Annotated in this window: 26 protein-coding genes and 1 tRNA gene; 10 read left to right on the top strand and 17 right to left on the bottom strand. The window is 33.2% G+C overall.

Annotated elements, in window-relative coordinates; genetic code table 11:
* The first annotated feature begins 23 nt into the window (after positions 1-23).
* From QY331_08605 to QY331_08560, 10 genes are all read left to right on the top strand, one after another.
* Entirely contained in the window at positions 24-542 is a 519-nt protein-coding gene (locus QY331_08605; GenBank protein ID WKZ68012.1) for a hypothetical protein, read from the top strand.
* Positions 539-808 (top strand): hypothetical protein, encoded by a 270-nt coding sequence (locus QY331_08600; GenBank protein WKZ68011.1) that lies wholly within the window; start codon positions 539-541, stop codon positions 806-808. The genes QY331_08605 and QY331_08600 overlap by 4 nt, the downstream gene beginning before the upstream one ends.
* Positions 808-1,233, top strand: coding sequence for a type II 3-dehydroquinate dehydratase (locus tag QY331_08595; GenBank protein WKZ68010.1), 426 nt, complete (start codon positions 808-810; stop codon positions 1,231-1,233). Before QY331_08600 ends, QY331_08595 begins: the two co-directional genes overlap by 1 nt.
* 173 nt (positions 1,234-1,406) lie before the next feature.
* Positions 1,407-1,790, top strand: a complete 384-nt coding sequence (locus tag QY331_08590) for a MerR family transcriptional regulator (protein WKZ68009.1) — start codon at positions 1,407-1,409, stop codon at positions 1,788-1,790.
* Positions 1,791-1,794: 4 nt separating this feature from the next.
* A tRNA-Pro gene (locus QY331_08585) sits at positions 1,795-1,871 on the top strand.
* 32 nt (positions 1,872-1,903) lie between these two features.
* Complete coding sequence (gene purF / locus QY331_08580; GenBank protein ID WKZ68008.1) at positions 1,904-3,376, top strand: amidophosphoribosyltransferase; 1,473 nt, start codon at positions 1,904-1,906, stop codon at positions 3,374-3,376.
* Between the two features lie 83 nt (positions 3,377-3,459).
* Positions 3,460-4,032: a CDP-alcohol phosphatidyltransferase family protein gene (locus tag QY331_08575; GenBank protein ID WKZ68007.1), complete on the top strand. Its 573-nt coding sequence runs from the start codon at positions 3,460-3,462 to the stop codon at positions 4,030-4,032.
* On the top strand, positions 4,019-4,957 hold the full coding sequence (gene ftsY, locus QY331_08570; protein WKZ68006.1) for a signal recognition particle-docking protein FtsY: 939 nt from the start codon (positions 4,019-4,021) through the stop codon (positions 4,955-4,957). The genes QY331_08575 and ftsY overlap by 14 nt, the downstream gene beginning before the upstream one ends.
* Before the next feature lie 18 nt (positions 4,958-4,975).
* On the top strand, positions 4,976-5,896 hold the full coding sequence (locus QY331_08565; GenBank protein ID WKZ68005.1) for a YegS/Rv2252/BmrU family lipid kinase: 921 nt from the start codon (positions 4,976-4,978) through the stop codon (positions 5,894-5,896).
* Positions 5,897-6,118: a hypothetical protein gene (locus QY331_08560; protein WKZ68004.1), complete on the top strand. Its 222-nt coding sequence runs from the start codon at positions 5,897-5,899 to the stop codon at positions 6,116-6,118.
* A gap of 49 nt (positions 6,119-6,167) precedes the next feature.
* On the opposite strand, the gene QY331_08555 is transcribed toward QY331_08560, so the two are convergent.
* The 17 genes from QY331_08555 to lysS form a co-directional block, all read right to left on the bottom strand.
* Positions 6,168-8,279 (bottom strand): chloride channel protein, encoded by a 2,112-nt coding sequence (locus QY331_08555; protein ID WKZ68003.1) that lies wholly within the window; start codon positions 8,277-8,279, stop codon positions 6,168-6,170.
* Between the two features lie 8 nt (positions 8,280-8,287).
* Complete coding sequence (locus QY331_08550; GenBank protein WKZ71293.1) at positions 8,288-9,142, bottom strand: 3-hydroxybutyryl-CoA dehydrogenase; 855 nt, start codon at positions 9,140-9,142, stop codon at positions 8,288-8,290.
* 12 nt (positions 9,143-9,154) lie between these two features.
* Positions 9,155-10,330: an acetyl-CoA C-acetyltransferase gene (locus tag QY331_08545; GenBank protein WKZ71292.1), complete on the bottom strand. Its 1,176-nt coding sequence runs from the start codon at positions 10,328-10,330 to the stop codon at positions 9,155-9,157.
* Between the two features lie 91 nt (positions 10,331-10,421).
* The gene (gene ricT / locus QY331_08540) at positions 10,422-11,273 is read right to left on the bottom strand and encodes a regulatory iron-sulfur-containing complex subunit RicT (protein WKZ71291.1); all 852 of its coding nucleotides are present in this window, start codon (positions 11,271-11,273) and stop codon (positions 10,422-10,424) included.
* A gap of 1 nt (position 11,274) precedes the next feature.
* Entirely contained in the window at positions 11,275-12,369 is a 1,095-nt protein-coding gene (locus QY331_08535; protein ID WKZ71290.1) for a hypothetical protein, read from the bottom strand.
* An 11-nt stretch (positions 12,370-12,380) separates the two neighbouring features.
* Positions 12,381-12,608, bottom strand: a complete 228-nt coding sequence (locus QY331_08530) for a DUF2795 domain-containing protein (GenBank protein ID WKZ71289.1) — start codon at positions 12,606-12,608, stop codon at positions 12,381-12,383.
* 52 nt (positions 12,609-12,660) lie between these two features.
* A complete protein-coding gene (locus QY331_08525) occupies positions 12,661-13,503 on the bottom strand; it encodes a M23 family metallopeptidase (GenBank protein ID WKZ71288.1) in 843 nt (280 codons plus the stop codon).
* Between the two features lie 144 nt (positions 13,504-13,647).
* Positions 13,648-14,661 (bottom strand): HPr(Ser) kinase/phosphatase, encoded by a 1,014-nt coding sequence (hprK, locus tag QY331_08520; protein WKZ71287.1) that lies wholly within the window; start codon positions 14,659-14,661, stop codon positions 13,648-13,650.
* Positions 14,658-14,960 (bottom strand): ribosome-associated translation inhibitor RaiA, encoded by a 303-nt coding sequence (gene raiA / locus QY331_08515; protein WKZ71286.1) that lies wholly within the window; start codon positions 14,958-14,960, stop codon positions 14,658-14,660. Before raiA ends, hprK begins: the two co-directional genes overlap by 4 nt.
* Before the next feature lie 10 nt (positions 14,961-14,970).
* Complete coding sequence (locus QY331_08510; GenBank protein ID WKZ71285.1) at positions 14,971-15,864, bottom strand: tyrosine-type recombinase/integrase; 894 nt, start codon at positions 15,862-15,864, stop codon at positions 14,971-14,973.
* Positions 15,861-18,089, bottom strand: a complete 2,229-nt coding sequence (topA, locus tag QY331_08505) for a type I DNA topoisomerase (protein WKZ71284.1) — start codon at positions 18,087-18,089, stop codon at positions 15,861-15,863. Before topA ends, QY331_08510 begins: the two co-directional genes overlap by 4 nt.
* Before the next feature lie 13 nt (positions 18,090-18,102).
* Positions 18,103-18,561, bottom strand: coding sequence for a DUF494 family protein (locus QY331_08500; protein ID WKZ71283.1), 459 nt, complete (start codon positions 18,559-18,561; stop codon positions 18,103-18,105).
* Positions 18,558-19,001 carry an rRNA maturation RNase YbeY gene (gene ybeY / locus QY331_08495; GenBank protein WKZ71282.1) on the bottom strand — a complete coding sequence of 148 codons (444 nt, stop codon included), beginning with the start codon at positions 18,999-19,001 and terminating at the stop codon, positions 18,558-18,560. Before ybeY ends, QY331_08500 begins: the two co-directional genes overlap by 4 nt.
* A gap of 1 nt (position 19,002) precedes the next feature.
* Entirely contained in the window at positions 19,003-19,869 is an 867-nt protein-coding gene (locus tag QY331_08490) for an MBL fold metallo-hydrolase (GenBank protein WKZ71281.1), read from the bottom strand.
* On the bottom strand, positions 19,859-20,428 hold the full coding sequence (locus QY331_08485; protein WKZ71280.1) for a gamma carbonic anhydrase family protein: 570 nt from the start codon (positions 20,426-20,428) through the stop codon (positions 19,859-19,861). Before QY331_08485 ends, QY331_08490 begins: the two co-directional genes overlap by 11 nt.
* 4 nt (positions 20,429-20,432) lie before the next feature.
* Positions 20,433-22,025, bottom strand: a complete 1,593-nt coding sequence (locus tag QY331_08480; GenBank protein ID WKZ71279.1) for a S41 family peptidase — start codon at positions 22,023-22,025, stop codon at positions 20,433-20,435.
* 3 nt (positions 22,026-22,028) lie between these two features.
* Complete coding sequence (gene lysS, locus QY331_08475; GenBank protein ID WKZ71278.1) at positions 22,029-23,534, bottom strand: lysine--tRNA ligase; 1,506 nt, start codon at positions 23,532-23,534, stop codon at positions 22,029-22,031.
* Between the last annotated feature and the right edge of the window lie 5 nt (positions 23,535-23,539).

The raw sequence follows: 23,539 nt of genomic DNA, 5'->3' as shown, positions 1-23,539 counted from the left end.
TTTGTTAAACAAAGATCAAATGTATGGAAAATCAAACAAAATTTTCAAAACTTATAATTTATTTGACATGTGTGTTTTTCACAATATTTATAGGAAGTTATCTTGTAAAAATTGGGATGATAAATCAATTTTTTGAAGCAGAGACTATGTCAATTAAGCCGATATTTGAAGGAGTGGAACTGAAAGGTGCTTTTTTAACAATGCTCCCGGTTTTCTCGATTTCAGTAATTTCATTTATTTGTTTTATACTGTTTCTTCTAGCTTATGTTGTAGTTTCAAAAATAAATTTTAGAAATGAAGGATGGTTTTTCATAATTACTTTGTTAATTATAGTAACAACTCCATTCGAATTATATTTGTTGTTACAATATGATATAAATCTTATCCAAAAAATTTTTTCTAACGATATTAATTCAATTTATTTATTAGAAATGCTGAAACAGCGGATAGTTGCGCTAGGTCCATTTCCCTTAATTATTCTATTTTCATATTTTATCATTATCTTTCTTGCTATATTCAAACCACTCAGAAAAAGAATATGAAGATAAAAGAAAAAGAATTCGAAAGTATTTTAAGTGATTTACGATCTCTCGCGAATCAAATGGGTGCAACAGTTAGATTTGAAAGGGGAGACTTCAAAGGTGGATATTGTGTTTTGAAGGAAAGTAAAGTAATTGTTATCAATAAGTTATCCTCAACACAAAGAAAAGTTATGACACTTTCAGCAGCATTAAATGAATTGGGAGTTGATAGTGTTTATATGCCACCGCGCCTAAGAGAAATCATAGAAGAAATGGATACTAATTAATGAATATACTTGTTCTTAACGGACCGAACTTGAATTTACTTGGGAGCCGAGAGGCTGATCAATATGGCTCATTTACTTTAGATGATGTTCAAATCGAATTAAAGAAAGAATTTCCCAAATTTAGATTTGAGTTCTTTCAAAGCAATCATGAAGGTGAACTCATTGACAAAATTCAAGGAGCAGCAAGTTATTTCGATGGAATAATTATTAATCCAGGAGGTTATTCTCATACATCCGTTGCAATCCGTGATGCCTTGAGTATTTGTAAAATACCTAAAGTAGAAGTTCATATCAGTAATTTATCTCAGAGAGAAGACTTCAGAAAAACCATGATAACTGCCGCTGCCTGTGATGGTTACATATCCGGGTTTAAGATTAACAGTTATCTTGCCGGAGTTTTCTTGATAGAAAAACTGTCACGCTAATTCAAAAACTAACATCTGATACAACTAAATTATAATTCCAAGGGAAACTATCACCTTATTGCTTTATAACGACTTACAGACTTATCTTAAACAAAATATTGATATAAAACTTTAATCTTGCTATTTTTTTGTTGATTACTTATTTTATCTAAACCATAAAATGAAAGTTGATTATGAAAGACTTCGGATTAAAAAAATTATACTACTCAATAAGTGAAGTAAGTAAAATAACCGGGTTAGAGCAATATATTCTTCGTTATTGGGAATCTGAATTTGAAATTCTGAAACCTGGTAAAAATAGAGCAGGCAACAGAATTTACACCAACAAAGATATCAACTTAATATTAAGAATTAAAAAATTGCTCAGAGACGAAAAATATACTATTGAGGGAGCAAAGAAAATTCTTGAAGAAGAAAGTGGTGTTATCTTTACTGAAGAAACCTCACCTATAAAACAAACAACTACCCAACCCAAAATACGTGAAGAGCTAAATTCGCTAAAGAATGACCTTGAAGAAGTAAAGCAATTTTTGTTAGATTTACAGTCTAAATTCTAAAGCTCGGAACGTAGCGCAGCCCGGTAGCGCACTTGAATGGGGTTCAAGGGGTCGCGGGTTCAAATCCCGCCGTTCCGACCATTTGTTCAATCCAATCTTTAAGTGAGTATAATTTGCAAATCGATAAACCTCGTTCTAATTGCGGTGTTTTTGGAATTTTTAATTCTCCTTCCGCCGCCGTAAATACTTATTATGGACTTCATGCACTTCAACATAGGGGACAAGAAGCAGCTGGAATTGTAACGATAGATAAGTTAACCGATTCGAAGAATCATATTAACCACTATAAAGGTTTGGGATTAGTCTCAGAAGTTTTTGCAGATGATAAGATTTTTAATCAATTAACTGGTAATTCGGCAATTGGACATAATCGGTATTCAACGACCGGTTCTGCTCATGCTACAAAGAATATTCAACCTTTCTTAGTTAATTATAGGATGGGACATCTTGCTGTTTCGCATAACGGAAATCTAACAAATGCCAGAGCTATTCGCGAAAAATTAGTGAATGAAGGAGCAATTTTCCAAACCAGCAGCGATACTGAGGTGATACTTCACCTTATTGCAAGAAGTAGACTTGATAATCAAGTTGATCAGATTCGTGATGCTTTGACTCAAATAACGGGAGCATATAGCCTGACAATCTTGACTGATACAAAATTGATTGGAGCAAGAGATCCAAACGGAATTCGGCCCCTATGTATCGGGAAGTTAAACGGATCATTCATTCTATCATCAGAGACATGCGCTTTGGACATTTTATCAGCAGAATATGTTCGTGATGTCCAACCCGGAGAAATGGTCGTTATTGATGATGAAGTTATAAAATCCGGTGAAATTAAATCATTCAAAATAAGTGATAAAAATGAAGAAGCAAAACATTGTATCTTCGAATACATCTATTTCTCAAGACCGGATAGTAAGATATTTGGGAGCAATGTTGACAAAATGCGTCGTAAGTTAGGTAAAGTGCTTGCAACTTATCACCCGGTAAGAGATAAAGATGGTGAAAAAGTTATTGTTATGAGTGTGCCGGATAGTTCAAACACAGCTGCAATTGGTTATGAAAATCAACTTGTAAAAATGGGTATCCAATCAAAATTAGAAATTGGTTTAATTAGAAGCCACTATATCGGTAGAACATTTATTCTTCCTGGACAGGCCAAAAGAGAAGTGGGTGTAAGAATTAAATTCAATACCGTTAAAGGAGTATTGGAGAACAGAACCGTAGTAATTATAGATGATTCTATTGTACGCGGCACGACTTCAAAACAGTTAATTAAGTTGATAAGAGAAGCTAGCCCAAAAGAAATTCATTTACGAATATCATCTCCACCAATTCATTACCCGTGCCACTACGGTATGGATTTCCCATCGCGTGATGAATTAATAGCGAATAAGTTTAATAATATTGATGAAATAAGAGACTATCTTGATGTGGATAGTTTAGCATATCTTACACATGAGCAAATGTTGGAAGCCATGGTCGATCATGCTCCCAACTCTTTTTGTTCAGCATGTTTTAATGGTGAGTATCCGATTCCGATTGATTTACACTTTATTAAAGATCAGCATGATGAAAAATAGTTAGACATTTCATGAAGGGAAAGCATATAAAACAATATCTATAAATAAATTATAATATTTTTCTGAAGTTATATATAGCATTAATGATAAAATTAGACAGAATACATACTATTTCAAATTATCTTAGCCTTTCGCGGATCTTGCTAACTGCTCCCATTGCATATTTCTTAATTACATTGGAGCAAAGCAATTATCATCCATATTTTGCTGCTATCCTTATGATATTAGCCGCTGCCACCGATTATTTAGATGGTTATTTTGCACGAAAGTATGACGAAGTTAGTGAATTAGGGAAAATTATCGACCCTTTAGCAGATAAAATTGGTGTAGGGATCATTACGATTATTCTCTATTTAACTGGATATATTCCTACTTATATTTTGGTAATTATTGTGGCTCGTGATATTATTATTTTTATAGGTGGACTCATTCTTAGCAATAAAATTGGTAAAGTATTGCCCTCAAATATGCTGGGTAAAATTACAGTATTTATTTTAGGCATTTATCTTTTATTACTCGTATTAGGTCTAAAGTCATACCCAACTTTCTACAACTTATTCAATTTGTTAATTGTATTTATGTCGATTATTTCATTGCTCGGTTATGTAATCCGATCGATTGAAGTTATAAGGTTTAAAAAAAATGAACTTCTTTAAGAATATTAATTTTAATAAACTCACAGATGGTTTAAAGAAGACCAAAGAAAAATTATTTACCGGCATTAATGAAACAATAACCGGTAAAGCTAGATTAGACGATGCGACTTTAGATGAGCTTGAAGAAATTCTAATATCTTGTGATATTGGTGTTGATATTTCTGTTGAAATAATTGAAAAGTTGAGACAAAATCTCAAATCTCACCCTGATCGAAATAAAGAATCAGTATTTGAGACTCTGAAAACTACTCTTGAGGAATCATTAACTTCTGAAGAGACAGCAGATAATTTTTTTGAAAAAATATCTTCTTATAAACCATTTGTTATTCTAATCATTGGCGTTAATGGAGCAGGTAAGACCACCACAATTGGTAAGCTTGCTAATAATTTTAAGAAATCCGGTCTTAAGGTTTTTATAGGATCGGGAGATACTTTTAGAGCCGCAGCCAATGAACAATTAGACATTTGGGCTAAAAGAGCTGATGTACAAGTTATATCCAAAAACATTGGATCGGATCCGGCTGCCGTGGCTTATGAGACTTTACTTCAAGCAAAAAAGGAAAATGCCGATGTAGTCTTAATTGATACTGCCGGACGTTTACATACTAAAGGTAATCTGATGGAGGAACTTAGAAAGATTCGTAAAGTTCTCAGCAAAGTCTTAGATTATGCTCCTAATGAAACCTTGCTTGTGGTTGATGGGAATACTGGTCAAAACGGAATTATTCAAGCGAAAGAATTTTCCAAATATGCAGATTTGACTGGATTAATCGTCACCAAATTAGATGGAACAGCAAAAGGTGGTATTGTATTCCAAATTAATAAGGAACTAAACATCCCGGTGAGATTTATTGGTGTTGGCGAATCAATTGATGACTTACAAATATTTGATGCCAAAAGTTTTATTTCAGCCCTTTTCAACTAGACTTGTGAACTGAACAATTTGAATAAATATGCATTTATAATAAATCCCGTCGCGGGAAAAATAAAAAAGTTAAATGCTGCTCGATTAATTGAAGAACATTCAAAATTATTTGATGTTTCGGTCAAAATCTTTTTTACTTCTACTTCCGGTCATGCTATTAAACTTTCCAATGAATTAACATCATCAAATGAGTATAATACAATTGTTGCTGTAGGAGGGGATGGAACCGTGAATGAAGTTGTAAATGGATTCAATCTTGACAGCGATTGTCGGTTAGGAGTTCTTCCGTGGGGTTCTGGAAATGATGTTGCTAGATTCTTATATCCTTCAAATACTAAAAATTATTTGGACATTCTCTTTGAGGAAAAATTGCAAACTATTGCTGAAATAAATGTTGGAAATTGCAAAATTACCCAGGATGATGAAACTATTGTTCAAAAAAGATTTATAAATGCTGTCGGTATTGGTTTTGATGCTTATGTTGCATACTTAAATCAATTCGAAAAGAAATTTTCCGGAATTCTTTCATATTTGGTTGCCGTAATGCGTGGATTAAAATCGCTTGAGACTTTAGAACCGAAAATATTATTGAATGGTCAAATTCTTGAAGGAAAGTATCTACTATTAACTATTGGAAATGGTAAGACATCTGGGGGAGGTTTTTATTTGAATCCTGATGCCAATCCAACTGATGGAATTCTAAATCTAACAACTGTCGATATGACTGGTAAGATCGAAATAATGAAAAATTTGCCTTATGCGTTAATTAATAAATTAAAATTAGTTAAGAAAGCAAAGTTTTATGAAGACGATGAATTCAAGATAACCTTAAAGAATCCATATTATGTTCATCTTGATGGCGAGATCGGTTCTAAATCGGCGAAGGAATTTAATATCAGACTGCTTCAAAAGAGTATAAAAATTATTAAGAGTAAATAAATGTTTTTCAAAAGAACACAACACAAAAAATTTGATTACACACCGCGATTTTATGATCCAGATAAAGATGAAGAATTAAAAGATTTGGAAAGAAGAAAGCGCAGACTCGGATTCAGAACTTCAAGAGCTAGACAGAAAGTAAAAATAAAATCGCCGATTTATTACCTAATATTATTCATCATATTAGTTTTGATTTATTTGAAATTTACCGGGATAATCTGATAGAATAGAATAAGTTAGTTTACATAATATACATTATGTGCGTTTTCTTTTATCTTAGCATTTTCTCAAAAATTTCAAGTTTTTCGTTGCTTCCGAATAATACTAATATATCATCATTCTCAATTATGTAATTAGCATCAGGCATTTTTATTTCAACCTTACTTTCATCATCAAAAAATGCTGAACTCCGTGTTTTAATCATTAGTATTTCTAAACCGTATTTATTGCGAATCTTCAACTCCGCTAATGATTTACCAACAAATCCATCCGGAACAACTTTCTCAATTATCGAAAATCCATCTGATACCGTTGCCAGTTTATTCTTACTTATAGATTTTAACTCTTGTGATAAACCATCAGCAAGATTCATTTTAAAGCTTTCTTTATTGTACGCATCAATTACATCTTGTCTGGAAATAACTCCAATCAGTTTTTTGTTATCAGATTTATCCTTTACTGGAAATTCATCTCGATTTTCTCTAGAAAATAAGCTCATCACTGAATCTAAGTCTTGATCATGGTAAACAGTAACAACGACCGGATTTTTTAAATCTCGAGCAATCATAATATGCTTTAAACTCTCATATTCGGAAATTATTGGTCTCAACTCGTTTTCAGATATGACTCCGGTCAATTCTCCATCATCATTAATCGTATAACATTGACTAACATTTTTATCCATAAATAATGAGACTAGTTTAGGTAGAGCGATATTTTCTTTTATTGTAAAAATCTCTTTGTACATCGCATCTTGGACTGTTAGCGATTTTAATACATTTGTTTCTCTTCCTGAAGAAATATTAAATCCTTCGTGCTCCAAATGTTGGACATGAATTGACCTCTTGATAACAATCTGAACGATCGTAGTACTAATTACCACAGCAAGCATTAGCGGTAAAATGAAGGAATAGTCCTTTGTCATTTCAAAAATTATTAATATTGCAGATATCGGGATGCTATTAATTCCACCTAAAACGGCTCCCATTCCAACAAGAATAAAAATTGTGTACTCAAGTTGTAAACCGAAAACAAAATTCATGCTAAAAACAAAAAGATAACCTAAACATGCTCCCATAAACAATGAAGGAGCAAAAATACCACCAAAACCACCGGAATTAATAACAATTGGTACAAGTAAAAACTTTAGAATCAAAAGAGTAATTACAATTTGGACTTGTAATTCACCCGCCAAAACTCTATTTATTGCAGAATATCCTATTCCAAATATATCCTCAAAAAAGTACCCACTGATTCCAACTAATAAACCAGCAAATCCCATAACAGCCCATTGAGGAAATGATTTAAGAAATTTCTGTTTAATAATTATATTTAACGAGTTAGAATACTTTATAAAAAGTATCGCTAGAATACCTGCAGCAATTCCGAGGAATATAAAAAGGTATAAATAACTATAATCCGTAATCGCAACAGTATCAAAAACAAATACAGAACTATTCCCAAGAAAAATCCGAGAAATTGCACTGGCTGTAACAGATGCTAAAATCATGGCGGAAAATGTGGGAGCATGAAAATCATTTAATAAGATAATTTCCAAAGCAAAAAATATACCTCCGAGCGGTGTGTTGAAAATCGCTGAAATCGCTGCTCCAGCTCCGGCCGCTGTAAACATCCTCCTTCTTGAATCAGATAACCCAAACAAATTTGCAAACTTGCTCGATACACCACCACCTAGCTGTGCAGCGGGTCCCTCTGGTCCTAAAGTATTTCCGGTACCAATACTTATTACTGGAGCAATAAAGTGAAACAATGTAGTTCGGAAAGAAATGAATCCACCGCGAAGAGCGACGGCTTTAATTACTTCTGCTAATCCCCTTTTTTGTGAAGTCTCAGGAGCAAACTTGATCATCATGCTTTGGATTAACATACCAATCGCCGGAAGCAAAATGACTGTCGCTGCTCCTAAAAAGAAAAAATTATTAACTGTTTTTTCAAAGAAAAGATGGTTTAAATACTCAATAGAATGATGAAAACCAACGGCAGCTAAACCAACAATAGCACCGATTATAATCGCAAAAACACTGAAAGTTGTATATTCCGGGAGATTAAATTTCGAAAAAATATTTTGAAATTTATTCAAATATCTCCTAATGAAAAGCCATTTTTCAATTTTTTGAAATTTTGATTTATCTAAGATTTTCATTAGTCCGATTAATTATCATATTTATAAAAACCTTCACCAGTTTTTCGTCCTAATTTTTTTGCAGCTACCATTTTCTTTAGCAGTGGACACGGTCTGTATTTGGAATCATTGAATCCATCATACAAGACCTCCATAATAGCTAAGCAAACGTCAAGACCGATAAAATCTGCTAAAGTAAGTGGACCCATTGGGTGATTCATGCCTAATTTCATTACGGTATCAATTGCCTCAACATTTGCAACCCCTTCATAAAGTGCATAAATTGCTTCGTTTATCATCGGCATTAGAACACGGTTTGAAATGAATCCCGGATAATCATGTACTTCAACAGGTGTTTTACCTAGTTGCTCCGATAGATTTCGTACCAAATTATACGTTTCATCCGCGGTAGAATAACCACGAATTATCTCAACCAATTTCATTATAGGAACAGGATTCATAAAATGCATCCCGATGAATTTTTCTGGTCGGCAAACTGTAGCTAGTTCTGTAATTGAGATTGATGAGGTATTTGAAGAAAAGATGGAATCCTTCTTAACAATCGTCTCTAATTCCTTAAAAAGATTAAGTTTAGCATCTTTATTTTCAATAATTGCTTCAATAACAAAATCTGTATTCGGATCGATATTCTTAACGCCAATTACTTTTTGAATTCTTTTTAAGGTTTTCTTTTTATCATCTTCTGAGATGATTTCTTTTTTCACTTGTCGATCTAAATTTTTTGTTATTGTTGATAGCCCTCTGTCAACAAATTCATCTTTCAAATCAGTAAATTGAACTTCAAAACCATTTTGAGCAAAAACATGAGCTATTCCATTGCCCATTGTACCTGCTCCTATCACAGCTATATTTTTAATTTCCATAGATGCCCCCTTTTAATATTTTTTAACAATTAATGCGGAAGCTTCACCACCACCGATACATAGTGATGCAAGACCATATTCAGCATTTTGCCTTTTCATTTGGTGCAGCAATGTATTTAGTATTCTTGCTCCGCTTGCTCCAATTGGGTGACCGAGTGCGATTGCTCCGCCATTTACATTCACATTGGCACCATCTAGACCCAATAATTTGTTTACAGCAAGTGAAACTACTGCAAAAGCTTCGTTAATTTCAAATAAATCTATCTCTTCGATTTTCATATTAGCTTTTTTTAATACTTTTTGAATAGCATCAGCAGGAGCAGTTGTAAATTCTATTGGCGCCTTAGCAGCAGATGATTGAGCTATGATTTCTGCAATTGGTTTTAATCCAAGTTCTTTCGCCTTATCTTCAGACATAACCAATAATGCGGCTGCCCCATCATTAATTTTGGATGCATTTGCAGCTGTAACTACACCATCTTTTTCAAATGCTGGTCGCAGAGAACTGATTTTATCAAATTTGACATTACCAGGTTCTTCGTCCTTATCAATTATTGTATCGCCTTTTCTTGATTTAACAGTCACGGGAATAATCTCATCATTAAATAAGCCATCTTCTTGTGCTTTTAATGCTTTCTTATATGATTCTACAGCGAATGCATCTAACTCTTCTCGGGTAAATTTAAAATCTCTTGCGCACGATTCTGCACAGCTTCCCATATGGAAATTATTATAAACATCCCACAACCCATCATAAACCATCGAATCTATTATTTCACCATTACCCATTCGGTAACCTGCTCTTGCTTTAGGCAGAAGATATGGTGATAAAGTCATATTTTCCATTCCACCGGCGACAACAATGTCAGCATCACCAAGTTGAATTGCTTGATGAGCAAGCATTACTGATTTTAAACCACTTCCGCACATTTTATTAATTGTCAAGCACTCAGTTGAATTAGGCAAACCGGCAAAAAGTGCCGCCTGTCGGGCGGGAGCTTGTCCTAGACCAGCTGGTAATACATTCCCCATAATTACTTCATCAACTAAATTATAATCCAACTTAACTTCATCTAACACGGCTTTAATCACAGTACTTCCTAATGACGTTGCGGGTGTATTTGAAAATACACCATTGAACGATCCGATAGCAGTTCGTTTAGCAGATACAATAACGGCTTTTTTCATAATGATATTCCATTAATTAATTTTACAAAGTGATAGAAAAATATAAAAAGATGATTTGAATAGAAAGAATATGATGATTGTAAGAATGATTTTAGTTTTCGTCGATCTCAAATGAAATACAACATTTTAATTTGCCACATGGACCACTTAGCTTTGATAAATTTGAATTCAAGTTTTGATCACTAGCAAGTTGTGTAGATATCCGCTTAAAGTTATTTAAAAATGAAGCACAGCAAAACTCTCTGCCACAAGTGCCTAAACCGCCGATACTTTTTGCCTCATCACGAACACCAATTTGTCGCAGTTCAATTCTTGTTTTGAATTCTCCAGCTAATTCTTTTGCTAGTTCTCTAAAATCAACCCTACCATCGGATGTATAAAAGAAGAATAGTCTTTTTCTATCGAACTGATAATGGATATGAACTAATTTCATATTCAGACTATGCTTTTCAACAAGCTTTAGAAAAATTGGTTTTGCTTTATGTTCGTCAAGTAAATTTAAATTGTATTTTTGAAGATCTTCTTCGTTTGCAACACGAATAATTTTAGGAAGTTTTTCTCCAAAGAGTCCCAATTCTGCTCTTTTAATTTTTAGCAATTCTGAATTTTCTTTAACTATTCCAATTTCATGATAGTCTTCACCCTCAAGGATAATCTTTTCATTGACTTGAGGAATAATATTCAGATCATCGGTTAGTTCAGCAAAATGACAACCGAGCATACCTTTACATTCAACTTCGACTATTCTCCTATTATCAATAGGGATTTCCATCATACAGTCTGCACCACAAACAAGACAACCACTAATCTGTTGGTGATTTGGATGGTTAATTTTTTCTTTAACTAACACCTGATACTGTTGATTAGCGTTTACTTCGAGTTCTTTTAATTCTTCAGGTGAAATTAATTTATTGTGGATGAACGAAAAATCTATTTTATACATTTTATTTCCGAGTTAGGATAAAATTCAATTTTAAAATAAGATTTAGAATAATAACATTCAATAGGATGTTTTTATCCATTGATTCTATTAACTCATCTATTTCTTTAATCAATTCATCAATTTTTGCGTTTGGAAAGCTTTTATTGAATTTTTCAAGGGTATCCGGATAGTCATGAAAGTAGTAAAATTGATAATCTAATTTGTTTCTACGTGTATCAGTCAACCAAATATTGACCAACTTCATCACTTCAAAAACTTTTGATCTATTAAAATCATCGGTGGCGGTTTTAAGTTCATTATAGGCTGAATTATACCAGCCTCCTAAGGAATAACGCATAAATTTTATTGTAGAATCTATTAAAGAGATCATCTCGTTTTCAACTAAATTCAGTCCTTGAGTCACAGATCCTTCTGAAAAGAGTGCTGCTTTTGAAGCGGATTCTTTTTCTATTTTGAATTTACTTTCTAAAATTTCGGTAATTATATCAAAGGAAAGAGATTTAAACTGTACTTTCCAACATCTTGAAAGAATTGTAGATAACAACCAATCTTCATTCGATGTCAGCAAAATAAAAATCACGCCTTGAGGAGGTTCCTCTAAAGATTTTAAAAGTGCATTTTGAGATTCTTTATTCATCAGATGAGCATCTTCAATTATTACTGCTCTATATTTTATATCGGAGTATTCTATACTTAGAAATTTTCTTACTTCTCTGATGCTGCTAATTTTAATATTGTTAGCGCCATCAAGTTGAATTTTGTAGAAGAGATTTTTTTGTTTCTTCAATATTTCTTTTTTAAGATCGTCTAATTGTTTATCGGTTAATTTCTCGGTGCCAGAAGATTCGTTGACCTCGTTTTTTCCTCTTGGTAATGGCAGGATCAGTTTAACGAGCGGTTCTTCAAACTGTTCGATTTTTGAGTAATCTTTTGCTTGATTTATTGTCTTAATAAACTGGATAGCACTATAGAATTTCCCCACACCTGATTGACCTGAGAAAATTAATGCGTGGGGAATTCTATTATTTCTAACTAAAGATTTGAGTTGATTAACGGCATGGGGTTGCCCAATAATATTATCAAGTTGGTCAACCATATTTAGCGGAATTAATTAAAATCATCATCATCCGAATAAAAGAAGTCCTCATCACTGGGATAGTCAGGCCAAATATCTTCAATTGATTCATAGGGTTCTTCGTTATCTTCTAATTCATTCAGATTTTCAACAACTTCTAAAGGAGCGCCAATTCGCTCAGCGTAGTCAATTAGCTCTTCTTTTGTAGCAGGCCAAGGTGCGTCATCTAAATAAGAGGCTAATTCAACCGTCCATATCATATGAGTATTACTCCTCTAATAAAAGGGTTATATTTAATAATAGTTGTTTAATTTAGTTGGAAACAACTTCGAATAGATCTACGTCATCATACATGAAATTTGACGGATTCAAAGCTATTCCATTATGTCGTACTTCATAATGTAAGTGAGGACCGGTTGATAACTTTCCGGAATTACCGGTTTCAGCGATCAGATCACCACGTTTTAATTTTTGCCCCTTCTTAACATTTATACTTGATAAATGGGCATACACAGTTTGGTAACCAAATCCATGATCTATTTCCAGGGTAAGACCATATCCGCCCCTTCTACCGCTAAATGTTACAACACCACCACCAGGAGCATAAACAGGTGTTCCGATGTTTGCCACTATATCCAGACCAGGATGCATTCTTCTAATTTTTAGAATCGGGTGCATCCGCATTCCATAACTATCACTAACTCTACCTGTGGTTGGAATTATAGCTGGTATTGATTCAAATAATTTTTCATTGAGTTCTAAAGTGGTTTCAATTTCGGAATAATTATTTTTTTCCAATTGAAGTTTAGTATTGATCTCATCAACGTAGGAATTCAATCCACGGAGTAAATTATCAAATTCGATGGAATTGCTTGGGATGTATTCTTCAAATACACTACCGCCAATTCCAAACTTTCTATCTTCATCGGCAAGTGGTTCTAGGTTAACTCTCAAACGTAAATCGTTACTTTGCGCAATCAAACCTTCTAATTGTGTATCAAAATTTTGATACTTATTTATCAACTCGTTTAATTGTGTTTGAAGATTACGATTTTTCTTTTGAAGTGCTTTTACTTCTAAATCCGGATTCAATATCTCATTTACGATGAAATATCCGCTAAAGACTAGAAATGAAGAAACTATCGAAAAAAACATTACAAGAAATAGAAATTTCTTGTAAAAATTCTTTATTTCGACAAATTTCAGCTTGTTTTTTGAGAAATAGTAAAAATGCTTCATAATTTTGGTGCGAAGTTAACAAAAGTGTATAAGCAAGTCAAGCGAATAATATTGTTATTTTTATTCAAAATCATGCTCAAAATAGTCAACTACTCTGTTACTTTCTCTTTTTTTCTTAGTTATTTCGTCAGTTAAATTCTTTTGTAATTCTTTGGCTGCGTCATATCCGTAATGTTTTAGTAAATAATTCAACGCAATCACTTCAGCAATCACAGTTAAATTTTTACCGGGAACAATCGGAAGTTTTATATAAGGAATTTCTACTTCAGATATATTTATAACACTATCATCTAAACCGGTTCTGGTGTAATGTCCTTTTTCATCCCAGACTTCCATTTCAATCACGAGTTCAAGACGTTTCTGAAATCTTATTGCTCGAATACCAAACATGCTTCGCACATCTACAATTCCAACACCGCGCAATTCCATAAAGTGCTTAATCAAATCAGTGCCAGCTCCCATCAAGATACCTTCACCTTTCTTTGTGAAGATTACAACATCATCTGCGACCAATCTGTGACCACGCTCAACTAGATCAAGAGCAACTTCACTCTTCCCTATTCCGGATTTCCCAACGAATAGCATACCAACTCCGTACACATCAACAAAAGAACCGTGGATTGATATCCTTTCAGAAAATTGGTCATCTAAAAAATCACTTATTAGATAAACTAATTTAGTAGTTGAATAACTTGAACCGAAAACTGCAATCTTATGTTTATTTGCAAGTTCTATAACTTCTTCGGGAGGTTTATTTCCGTTTGTAAAAATTAGACAAGGTATTTCAAATTGGAAGATTCTCTCTAAACTAAATTTCCTCTGATCAGAATCAAGTTGTTTAAGATATCTTACCTCAGTATTTCCAAATATTTGAACACGATTGAATGAAAATAAATCAACAAACCCGGCTAAAGCCAAGCCGGGTCTGTGTAAATTTTGATCGGTTATTAAACGTTCCATTCCAACACGATCACCTAACAACTTTAGTTTAAATTGCTTTTCTACATGTTTACAAAAAAACTCTACCGTAATATTTTCTTTACGTGATATATTTTTTTTGTTGATGGTGATCATCTGGTTTTTGCTAATCTTTTTGTTTTTAATTTTCTCAATTGGCGTTCTATTTTTGAAGCTGCACCGCTTATAGATTTTCTAAAATCTTCTGTTGTATCTTCTGCTTTGAAAACTTTACCGGGAACATGGAGAGTAATTTCCGCGGATTTAATACTGTTATTATTGTGGAGAAAACTTAGAACTACATTTGCATCCATTATATCAGAATTGAATCTTGACAATTTTTGGACTTCATCTTTTATGAAGTCATTCAACGAATCCTTTGCTGTGAATTTGCGGGAAGTAATTTGGATATTCATATTTTCTCCTTTATGATTTTGGATGTGCGGATTTATATGATTTTTTTAATTTTTCAACACTAACGTGTGTATAAATTTGAGTGGTGGATAAATTTTCATGACCTAAAATTTCCTTTACTGCCATCAAATCAGCACCTCTGTTCAACATTTCAGTTGCAGAACTATGACGAAGTACGTGCGGGCTTTTCTTTTCTATGTCGGTAACCTTGCTTAGATACTTTTTTACTACCCGGTATACATACCATCGATCCAAAGAGTTTCCAGTTTGATCAACTAGAAAATTTGTGTTATTTAATTGATTGCGGGAATGAATATATCTTTCTATTAATTGAATTGACTTGTTACCTAACGGTACTATTCTAAACTTTGAACCTTTGCCAAGAACTTTAATTGTCTTGTTTGTAATATCAATATCATTCATCTTTATCGAGCAAAGTTCAGAAACTCGAAGTGAGGAACCGTATAAAAGTTCGAAGATTGCTGTATTCAAATTTCTCCTAAAAACATCATCATCTTCAGATAATAATTTAATAATTTCATCATAAGAGTCAAGATTTATTATTGAAGGAAGTTTTCTCTTATGCTTTGGGTTTGAAATCTTTTTAACGGGATTTGTTGAATTTTCAAAATTTTCGACTATGAAATCAAAATAACTTCTTAAAGAAGATAATTTCCTAGATATTGAACTTTTTGATAATTCAGATTTATTCAGGTTTATTAAATATTGTCTTACAACTTTTTCACTTATCTGACAAATAGAATCAATATTTCGTTCATTTAGAAAATCAATAAACTGAATCAGATCCTTTCGATATGCGGAGATTGTATTGTCAGAGTATCTTCTAACGTTCTCCAAATCAGATAAAAATTCGTCAATTGTTTTTGATATTACCGGCTCACTCATTCCTCTGAACCTTCGGATTCATCAGTGTCACCTTCAGGTTTTGGTTTTGTCCAACTTGCATAATCGCAATCAGGATATTTACTGCAGCCGTAAAATATTTTTGCTCTGCGTGTTCTTTTTACAACAACATCACCCTCTTTACACTTTGGGCATTTCATTCCGATATCAATTTGCTTTGTGAAATCGCAATCGGGATAATTTGAACAACCAATAAATTTTCCGAATTTTCCGTATCTATATATTGTTTTATTTTCGCATTTAGGACAAAGATCACCTGTGAATTCAGGTTCAGCGCTGGCACCACCGTTAGAGAATTCTTTTAATGATTTGATGTTTTTACAATCCGGATAATTTGTGCAAGCCAAGAATCTTCCAAATCTACCGATTCTAATATCCATAGGAGAACCGCATTTATCGCATTCTATCGGCTTAATATTTTCTTCCACTTCTTTTAAGGATGAAGCAAATGGAGTATAAAAGTCATTCAACGCTTTTTCATATTCAATTTCACCTTCTGCCATTTGATCAAGTTCTTCTTCCATTCTAGCTGTAAATCCAACCTCAACAATCTTAGGGAAGTTTTCTATTAGGAACTTGTTCACCTTTACACCCAAATCAGAGGGAAAAAGTTTTCGTTGTTCTTGGGTAACATATTCACGGTCTTGCAATGTCCCCATAATACTTGCGTATGTACTTGGTCTTCCAATTCCATTACTTTCTAATTCCTTTATCAAAGTACTTTCGGAGAAACGCGGCGGTGGTTTAGTGAAATGTTGATTTTTTACAAGATCGGATAAATCCAATTTTTGATCTTGTAACAATCCCAACGGGATTTTTCCATTTCCATTTTCTGAATCACCATTATCTTCTTTTGATTCATCATATAAAGCCATGAATCCGGGGAATTTAACAGCTGTTCCGGACGCTCTAAAAATATATTGATCGGATTTTATATTTACCGTTGTTGTCTCGAGTTGAGCGCTCTCCATTTGAGAAGCTACAAACCTTTTCCAAATCAATTCGTATAAACGGAATTGGTCTTTATTCAAATAATCTTTGACGAACTCCGGAGAATAATTTACAGAAGTTGGTCGAATTGCTTCATGCGCATCTTGAATGTTTCCTTTTGCTTTTTTCCCAAATAATCTGGGATCTGCAGGTTTGTATTCTTTACCAAATTTCTCTTCTATGTATTCTCTTGCACTATCAACGATCTCAACATTTAATCTAGTAGAATCCGTACGCATGTAAGTTATCAAACCGGTGAAACCTTCATCACCAAGTTCAAGTCCTTCGTATAAACTTTGTGCGACCATCATAGTTTTGCGTGGTCTAAATCCTAACGATTTAGAAGCCTCAGATTGCAGCGTCGAAGTTATGAACGGTGCATAAGGATTTCGCTTTGTTGCTTTTTTTGTTACTTCAGAAATATGAAAATTACTTTTGGAGTTCACATCTTCAAATAATTTTTCAGCTTCTTCTTGATTCCTAATTGCAAAATTATTCTTGAAAAATTCTTTCCACTCATCTTCATTCATTTCTGCTTTTGGCGGAACTTTTATAGTTTTATTATCCACAGAAAATAATTTAGCTTCAATTGATTCTTTCTTTTCTGTGTCAAATTTGCCAACTAGCGACCAATACTCAATTGGTATAAATTTATTTATCTCTTCTTCACGTTCACAAATTAATCTTAGAGCAACAGATTGAACTCTCCCCGCAGACAAGGAGTTACTAGATTCTTCTATCATCGCACGCCATAAAAATGGACTAAGCTTATAACCAATAATTCTATCCATTACTCTTCTAGCACGTTGTGAAATGACCAGATAGGAATTAACATGAACCGGTGAAGCCATGGATTTTTTTACAGATTCTTTTGTTATTTCATGAAACAACACTCTGTAAACTTCTTCCTTATCATGTCCATCAATAATATCAATAATATCTTGAGCAATAGCTTCGCCCTCACGGTCAGGGTCAGTTGCTATAAATACTTTATCAGCTTTTTTTGCTAAAGATTTTATTTTTTTTATCAAGTCGCCTTTACCACGCATGTTAAGCAGTTTTGGTTTGAAACCATCATCTATATCAACACCGAGTTTAGTCTTTGGTAGGTTTCTAAGATGACCGACAGTTGCTTCGACTGTATAGTTTCTGCCTAAATATTTATTTATTGTTTTAGCTTTAGAAGGCGACTCAACTAAAACGAGATTTTTTGCCATATCTGATTACCATTTAATTGATTGTATCCGAAGAATAAAGTAGAACTCTGCTCCCTGGTAGGATATCCGTATTGAAGTCAATTAGTGAGATTAATATGATCCAATTTATATCATCTTTTGTAATTAATTCTTTTGGATACATCATAATTTGTTCTAATGTCATTTCTAAATCACTATTGCTTAACAAACCTACGTTTACAAGGTGAATTAAATAGTTATAGTTATCTATTCCTATTACTTCCAACTCATCATTATCAAGCAATCTAAAATTTTTAGAGGGAGTTTTTCTATTTGCTTCTTCTTTTAATTTATTACTTAGTACTTTATCAAAAACCAAACTGAATGCTACGCCAACTGTTTGGTTATCATAAATTTTTTCTTTGTTAATAATTTTACTTACTTCATCTAAAGTATAATTTTTATTAAGTCCGTCCAATATCTTTGCAAGAACTTCCACAATTTTGTTTGTCATATTCTAATTATCCGCATATCTCGTTTAAACAATAAGTTAACTAGTCTATTCTCTTCTTTCTTCATCACTTTTTTATCTTTTTGATTCTGATCATCATAACCAATTAAGTGCAGTATTCCGTGTATTATCAATCTCAAAAGTTCATTTTGTATTGAAACGTCGTATTTTCTGGCATTTTCTTCCGCAACCGGAACGCAAATATAACATTCTCCATCTAAATTAAAAGTATCTTCTGAATAATTAAAGGTTATTATATCTGTACTACCTTCATGCTGTAAATATTCTTCATTTATTTTTGTTATATCTTCAGAGCTGATAAAATTGACTTGCAATGAAGTGATTGAAAAATTTAATTCACTTTTTAACCTTTGAAGAATATCGTGTACTTCTCGCTTTAAAATAAAATAATTCTTTTCATTTTCAACGCTTACGTTTTTCATATTAGATTATTAACTCCATACCATCGAAAGCCCCTTCGCAAACAACAGAGCTGTTCAACTCTTTCAGCAGTTCATTTGTTTCTAACTCGATTGCTTCAATCTTTCTATCCGAATAATCGGGATCATAATGGAAAAGCAATAGTTTTTTTACATTCCCAAGATTAGCAAATACTGAAGCCGAATAATTATTTGAATGTCCCCAACCAATCTTTTCACCATAGTCCTCATGCTGGTACATTGTATCGTGAATAAGAATATCTGCATCTTTAATAAATTCTACTTGAAGTCTATTTTTCTCTAAAATTTCTTCCGGTGTGGGTAGATTTCTTTTTGCATCATAATACAATTCATTATCGGTCATATAAACTATTTTATTACCGTTTTTCTCAATTTTATAAGCAAGTGTGCCTTCGGAATGGTGTGTGTTTATTGAGCTAACATTAAATCCGTTAACGTCTATATTCTGCATATTTCCTATCTCAATGTACTTAACCTTATCTTTAAATATCTCTGAAGTTACGGGGAAATAATTCGGATCCCACTGAGTTTCAAAAATTCTATCGATAGAAGCCCCATGCTTAATTTCGGCATAAATATCTAATGTACATTGATCGTTATAAATAGGACTAAAAAATGGCAGACCTTGTATATGATCCCAGTGTGTGTGAGAAATTAAAAGATGAATTTCATTACATAAGTGATTTTGCATCAATTCATTACCCAATTCTCTGATACCTGTTCCGGCATCCAATATGATAAAATTTTCATCATCGCTAATTTGAACACAGGCAGTATTACCACCAAACTTAATTGTATTTTTTCCCGGTACAGGAATCGATCCTCTTGTTCCCCAAAATTTAATTTTCATTTTTGGTATTAAATTTTATTAAGGAATCAACTGTAATTCTTGTGTATTCTATATATCTATTTGTCGATGCTTCAAAATCTAGAATTTCTGCTTCTGTTAAATCTCGTATGACTTTGCCGGGAACCCCAGCTACAAGTTTACCCGATGGTACAACGAATCCCGGTTTTACAACAGTGCCGGCAGCGACCATTGAGTTTGATTCAACTACCGCACCATCTAAAACAATTGCCCCCATTCCAATAAGACAAAGATCTTTAAGAGTACAACCATGCAATGTGACAGAATGTCCAATTGTAACATTGTTCCCTATATGAAGAGGGTATCTGCCATTAGTCACATGCAGCATTGAATTATCTTGTACATTTGTTCCGGAACCTATTTTAATATAGTGTACATCTCCGCGAATTACTGTGTTATACCACACACTTGAGTTTTCATTTATTTCAACATCACCAATTATTTTTGAACCCGAAGCTAAAAATACACTATCGTGAAGTTTTGGGAATGTATTAACATAAGGGAAAAGTTTATTTTCGTTATCTAATTTGTATAGTTTCATGCTGTTAGTTTAAAAACATTTCTTTTGATTTTTTCAATAGGGTCAAGGATTTATTAATCTGGTCATCTTGATTTAAAAGCACTGAATACCAACCTTCACTATTAAAATATTCTTTTGCAAAGTATGCTTTCAAAAGAGAAGTTATATAATCTATATCATCATTGAATTCTTTAGAATTGAGATCGATTTCTTTTTCTTGGACAAATTTCTTGAATTCACCGATTTTACTTTCTGAGATTATATTATTTTTTAAGAACAGACCGAGATCAGTTTTTATTTCGTCCGAAAGCTCCATTTTTCTATTATCAATTTGATCTCGTACAAATTGGTAAAAAATATTTTTGCTTCTAAGTTCCGCGGTAAATTTTGTTAAGGAACCTTGTGAGACATTATAATCGGGTGTAATACCACCTCCATCATAGACTTTCCTTCCTTTACTTGTCAAGAAAGATTGTTTAAGTGAATCTGATTCTTCATGGTGATCATAATTATCCGAATCAACTTCATTGCGTGTCATTACTTCAGAATAATAATCAATGTCTGACTTATAATTTCTCTGAATTGCTCTGCCTGATGGTGTATAATATCTGGAAATTGACAATCTTATCGCAGAATTATCATTCAATAAAAATGGTCTTTGAACAAGTCCCTTACCAAAAGAAGTTTCACCAACAATTAAACCTCTATCCCAATCTTGCACGGCTCCGGCAACAATCTCACTAGCTGATGCACTTCCTCTATTAATCAACACAATAAGCGGAATATTCTCAAATGAATATTTTTGTGAAGCTCTTCTTTCTTCGTTGAACTCTTCTATTCTTCCCTGAGTATAAACAATTAGTTTATCATCAGAAATAAAAAAATCAGAAACCTCAACAGATTGCTCAAATAAACCGCCGGGATTATTTCTAAGATCAAGGAGCAAATACTGCATACCTTGGTTGCTTAAAGAATTGAGGGCTTCATAAAGTTCTTCCGATGTTTTTTCGGCAAATCTTGTCAAACTTATATAACCCACACTATCTTGTAGCATTAAGGAAATTTCTACAGAGTTTATCGGGATGACATCTCTTTCAATTTCATAAACTATTTCACTTTTTTCGGATGGTCGATATATGATAATTCTAACCTTACTCCCCTTCTTTCCTCTAAGTTTTTGAATTACTTGAGTATTACTAAATCCGACAGCGGTAGTATCATCAATTTTAATAATTCTATCGCCAGGCATTATCCCTAAGCGGTCGCTTGGTGTTCCAATAATAGGAGAGACTACAGTGATTGTATCATCTATAATTTGGAATTCAATACCAATGCCTTCAAAATTTCCTTCCAACTGTTCTTCAAATGTACTTTGAACTTCTTTTGAAATGTAGACACTATGAGGATCAAGTTTTGAGAGAATACCTTCAATAGCATCTTCTGATAGAGAATCAGCGCTAATTTCTTCAAGATAATATCGTTTAGTAAGTTCTAATACTTGCTGAACTTTCTCAGTGTCCGGATCAGCCGAATCACCAATCCATTGACCAATTTGGAATCCAATAAAAAGACCAATCACTAATAAAAATAATTTACTAAAACCTTTTTTATCAGACATAATTTACTTTTGCGGTCTCATTTGCGGGAAAAAAATTACATCCCGGATTGAAGATTGATTAGTTAACAACATTACAAGTCTATCAATTCCAATTCCCAGTCCGGCAGTTGGTGGCATACCATATTCTAACGCTCTCACAAAATCTTCATCAATTTTTTGAGCCTCTTCATCACCGGCATCGGCAAATCTTTTCTGTTCTTCAAATCTTTCGCGTTGATCGATCGGATCATTTAACTCGGAGAATGCATTACAGATTTCTCTTCCGACTACGAACGCTTCAAATCTTTCAACTAGTCCCTCTTTTTCTCTGTGTTTCTTTGCTAAAGGTGATAATTCCAAAGGATAATCAATTACAAAAGTTGGTTGAATTAATTTTGATTGAACAGTCAATTCGAATAATTCATCAATCAATGTTCCTTTATTTTCAGTACCGTCTAAATCACCGCCATGTTTTTTAACGGCAGCTTTTAATTCTTCATCCGTCGAATTAATAATATCTATTCCGGTCTCTTTCTTAATCTCATCAACCATAGATACTCTTTGCCAAGGTGAAACAAAATTTATTTTTTGTCCTTCCACTTCAAATTCTGTTTTACCAAAAACTTTTTTGCAAATCGAAGTAACCATTTCTTCCACAAAATTCATCATCCATTCATAATCCTTATAAGCAACATAAAGTTCCATCATCGTAAACTCGGGATTATGTGTTCTGTCCATTCCTTCATTACGGAAATCTTTCGAGATTTCGTAAACACCTTCAAAACCACCAACAATTAATCTTTTTAGGTAAAGTTCATCTGCGATTCTTAAATATAATTCCATATCTAAAGTATTATGATGAGTAATGAAAGGTCGAGCTGAAGCACCTCCGTAAAGCGGTTGAAGTATCGGAGTCTCAACTTCCAACATTCCATTTTCATCTAGGAAGCGTCTCATTTCAGAAACGATTTTAGAACGTTTTATAAAAACATCTTTAACATCCGGATTGACGATTAAATCAACATAACGCTGACGATAACGTAATTCTTTATCCGTAAACTGATCATGAATTACTTTATTGCCTTGTTCATCGGTTGTTTCTTTTGCAATTGGTATTGGTCTTATCGATTTTGTTAAAAGCATTAAAGATTTTGCATGAACCGATGTTTCACCAGTCTTAGTTTTAAATACATAACCCTGAACGCCAATAATATCACCTATATCTAACAGCTTAAAGGCGTCATATGAATCACCAATTTCATCTTTCTTTAAATAGATTTGTATTCGTCCCGAATCGTCTTGTATATGCGTAAACGATGCCTTCCCCATTCTACGAATTGCCATAATTCTTCCGGCGATAGAAACATCCTTATTTTCATATTCTTCAAAATTTGTTTTAATTTCCGACGCTTTATTTTGCACATCAAATGAATACGCAAATGGTTGAAAACCCTTTTCTTTTAGTTCATGTAATTCTTCAAGTCGTCTCTGAATTAAACTATTAATATCCTGTTGTTGATTCTGTTCCAAAATTC

The organism is Melioribacteraceae bacterium, assembly GCA_030584085.1.
Lineage (GTDB): Bacteria > Bacteroidota > Ignavibacteria > Ignavibacteriales > Melioribacteraceae > SURF-28.
Note: the sequence above shows the minus strand (reverse complement) of the source record. Positions and strands in the feature narration are given on the sequence as shown.

Excerpts from the sequence above, each read along its gene's own strand:
- QY331_08600 (WKZ68011.1), top strand. The coding sequence starts at position 539 with ATGAAGATAAAAGAAAAAGAATTCGAAAGTATTTTAAGTGATTTACGA.
- QY331_08555 (WKZ68003.1), bottom strand. The coding sequence starts at position 8,279 with ATGAAAATCTTAGATAAATCAAAATTTCAAAAAATTGAAAAATGGCTT.
- QY331_08595 (WKZ68010.1), top strand. The coding sequence starts at position 808 with ATGAATATACTTGTTCTTAACGGACCGAACTTGAATTTACTTGGGAGC.
- QY331_08525 (WKZ71288.1), bottom strand. The coding sequence starts at position 13,503 with ATGTTTTTTTCGATAGTTTCTTCATTTCTAGTCTTTAGCGGATATTTC.
- QY331_08545 (WKZ71292.1), bottom strand. The coding sequence starts at position 10,330 with ATGAAAAAAGCCGTTATTGTATCTGCTAAACGAACTGCTATCGGATCG.
- QY331_08560 (WKZ68004.1), top strand. The coding sequence starts at position 5,897 with ATGTTTTTCAAAAGAACACAACACAAAAAATTTGATTACACACCGCGA.
- ftsY (WKZ68006.1), top strand. The coding sequence starts at position 4,019 with ATGAACTTCTTTAAGAATATTAATTTTAATAAACTCACAGATGGTTTA.
- QY331_08550 (WKZ71293.1), bottom strand. The coding sequence starts at position 9,142 with ATGGAAATTAAAAATATAGCTGTGATAGGAGCAGGTACAATGGGCAAT.
- QY331_08510 (WKZ71285.1), bottom strand. The coding sequence starts at position 15,864 with ATGAGTGAGCCGGTAATATCAAAAACAATTGACGAATTTTTATCTGAT.
- QY331_08575 (WKZ68007.1), top strand. The coding sequence starts at position 3,460 with ATGATAAAATTAGACAGAATACATACTATTTCAAATTATCTTAGCCTT.
- QY331_08490 (WKZ71281.1), bottom strand. The coding sequence starts at position 19,869 with ATGAAAATTAAATTTTGGGGAACAAGAGGATCGATTCCTGTACCGGGA.
- QY331_08485 (WKZ71280.1), bottom strand. The coding sequence starts at position 20,428 with ATGAAACTATACAAATTAGATAACGAAAATAAACTTTTCCCTTATGTT.
- QY331_08590 (WKZ68009.1), top strand. The coding sequence starts at position 1,407 with ATGAAAGACTTCGGATTAAAAAAATTATACTACTCAATAAGTGAAGTA.
- QY331_08530 (WKZ71289.1), bottom strand. The coding sequence starts at position 12,608 with ATGATATGGACGGTTGAATTAGCCTCTTATTTAGATGACGCACCTTGG.
- hprK (WKZ71287.1), bottom strand. The coding sequence starts at position 14,661 with ATGATCACCATCAACAAAAAAAATATATCACGTAAAGAAAATATTACG.
- QY331_08480 (WKZ71279.1), bottom strand. The coding sequence starts at position 22,025 with ATGTCTGATAAAAAAGGTTTTAGTAAATTATTTTTATTAGTGATTGGT.
- topA (WKZ71284.1), bottom strand. The coding sequence starts at position 18,089 with ATGGCAAAAAATCTCGTTTTAGTTGAGTCGCCTTCTAAAGCTAAAACA.
- raiA (WKZ71286.1), bottom strand. The coding sequence starts at position 14,960 with ATGAATATCCAAATTACTTCCCGCAAATTCACAGCAAAGGATTCGTTG.
- QY331_08535 (WKZ71290.1), bottom strand. The coding sequence starts at position 12,369 with ATGGTTGACCAACTTGATAATATTATTGGGCAACCCCATGCCGTTAAT.
- ybeY (WKZ71282.1), bottom strand. The coding sequence starts at position 19,001 with ATGAAAAACGTAAGCGTTGAAAATGAAAAGAATTATTTTATTTTAAAG.
- ricT (WKZ71291.1), bottom strand. The coding sequence starts at position 11,273 with ATGTATAAAATAGATTTTTCGTTCATCCACAATAAATTAATTTCACCT.
- QY331_08605 (WKZ68012.1), top strand. The coding sequence starts at position 24 with ATGGAAAATCAAACAAAATTTTCAAAACTTATAATTTATTTGACATGT.
- QY331_08500 (WKZ71283.1), bottom strand. The coding sequence starts at position 18,561 with ATGACAAACAAAATTGTGGAAGTTCTTGCAAAGATATTGGACGGACTT.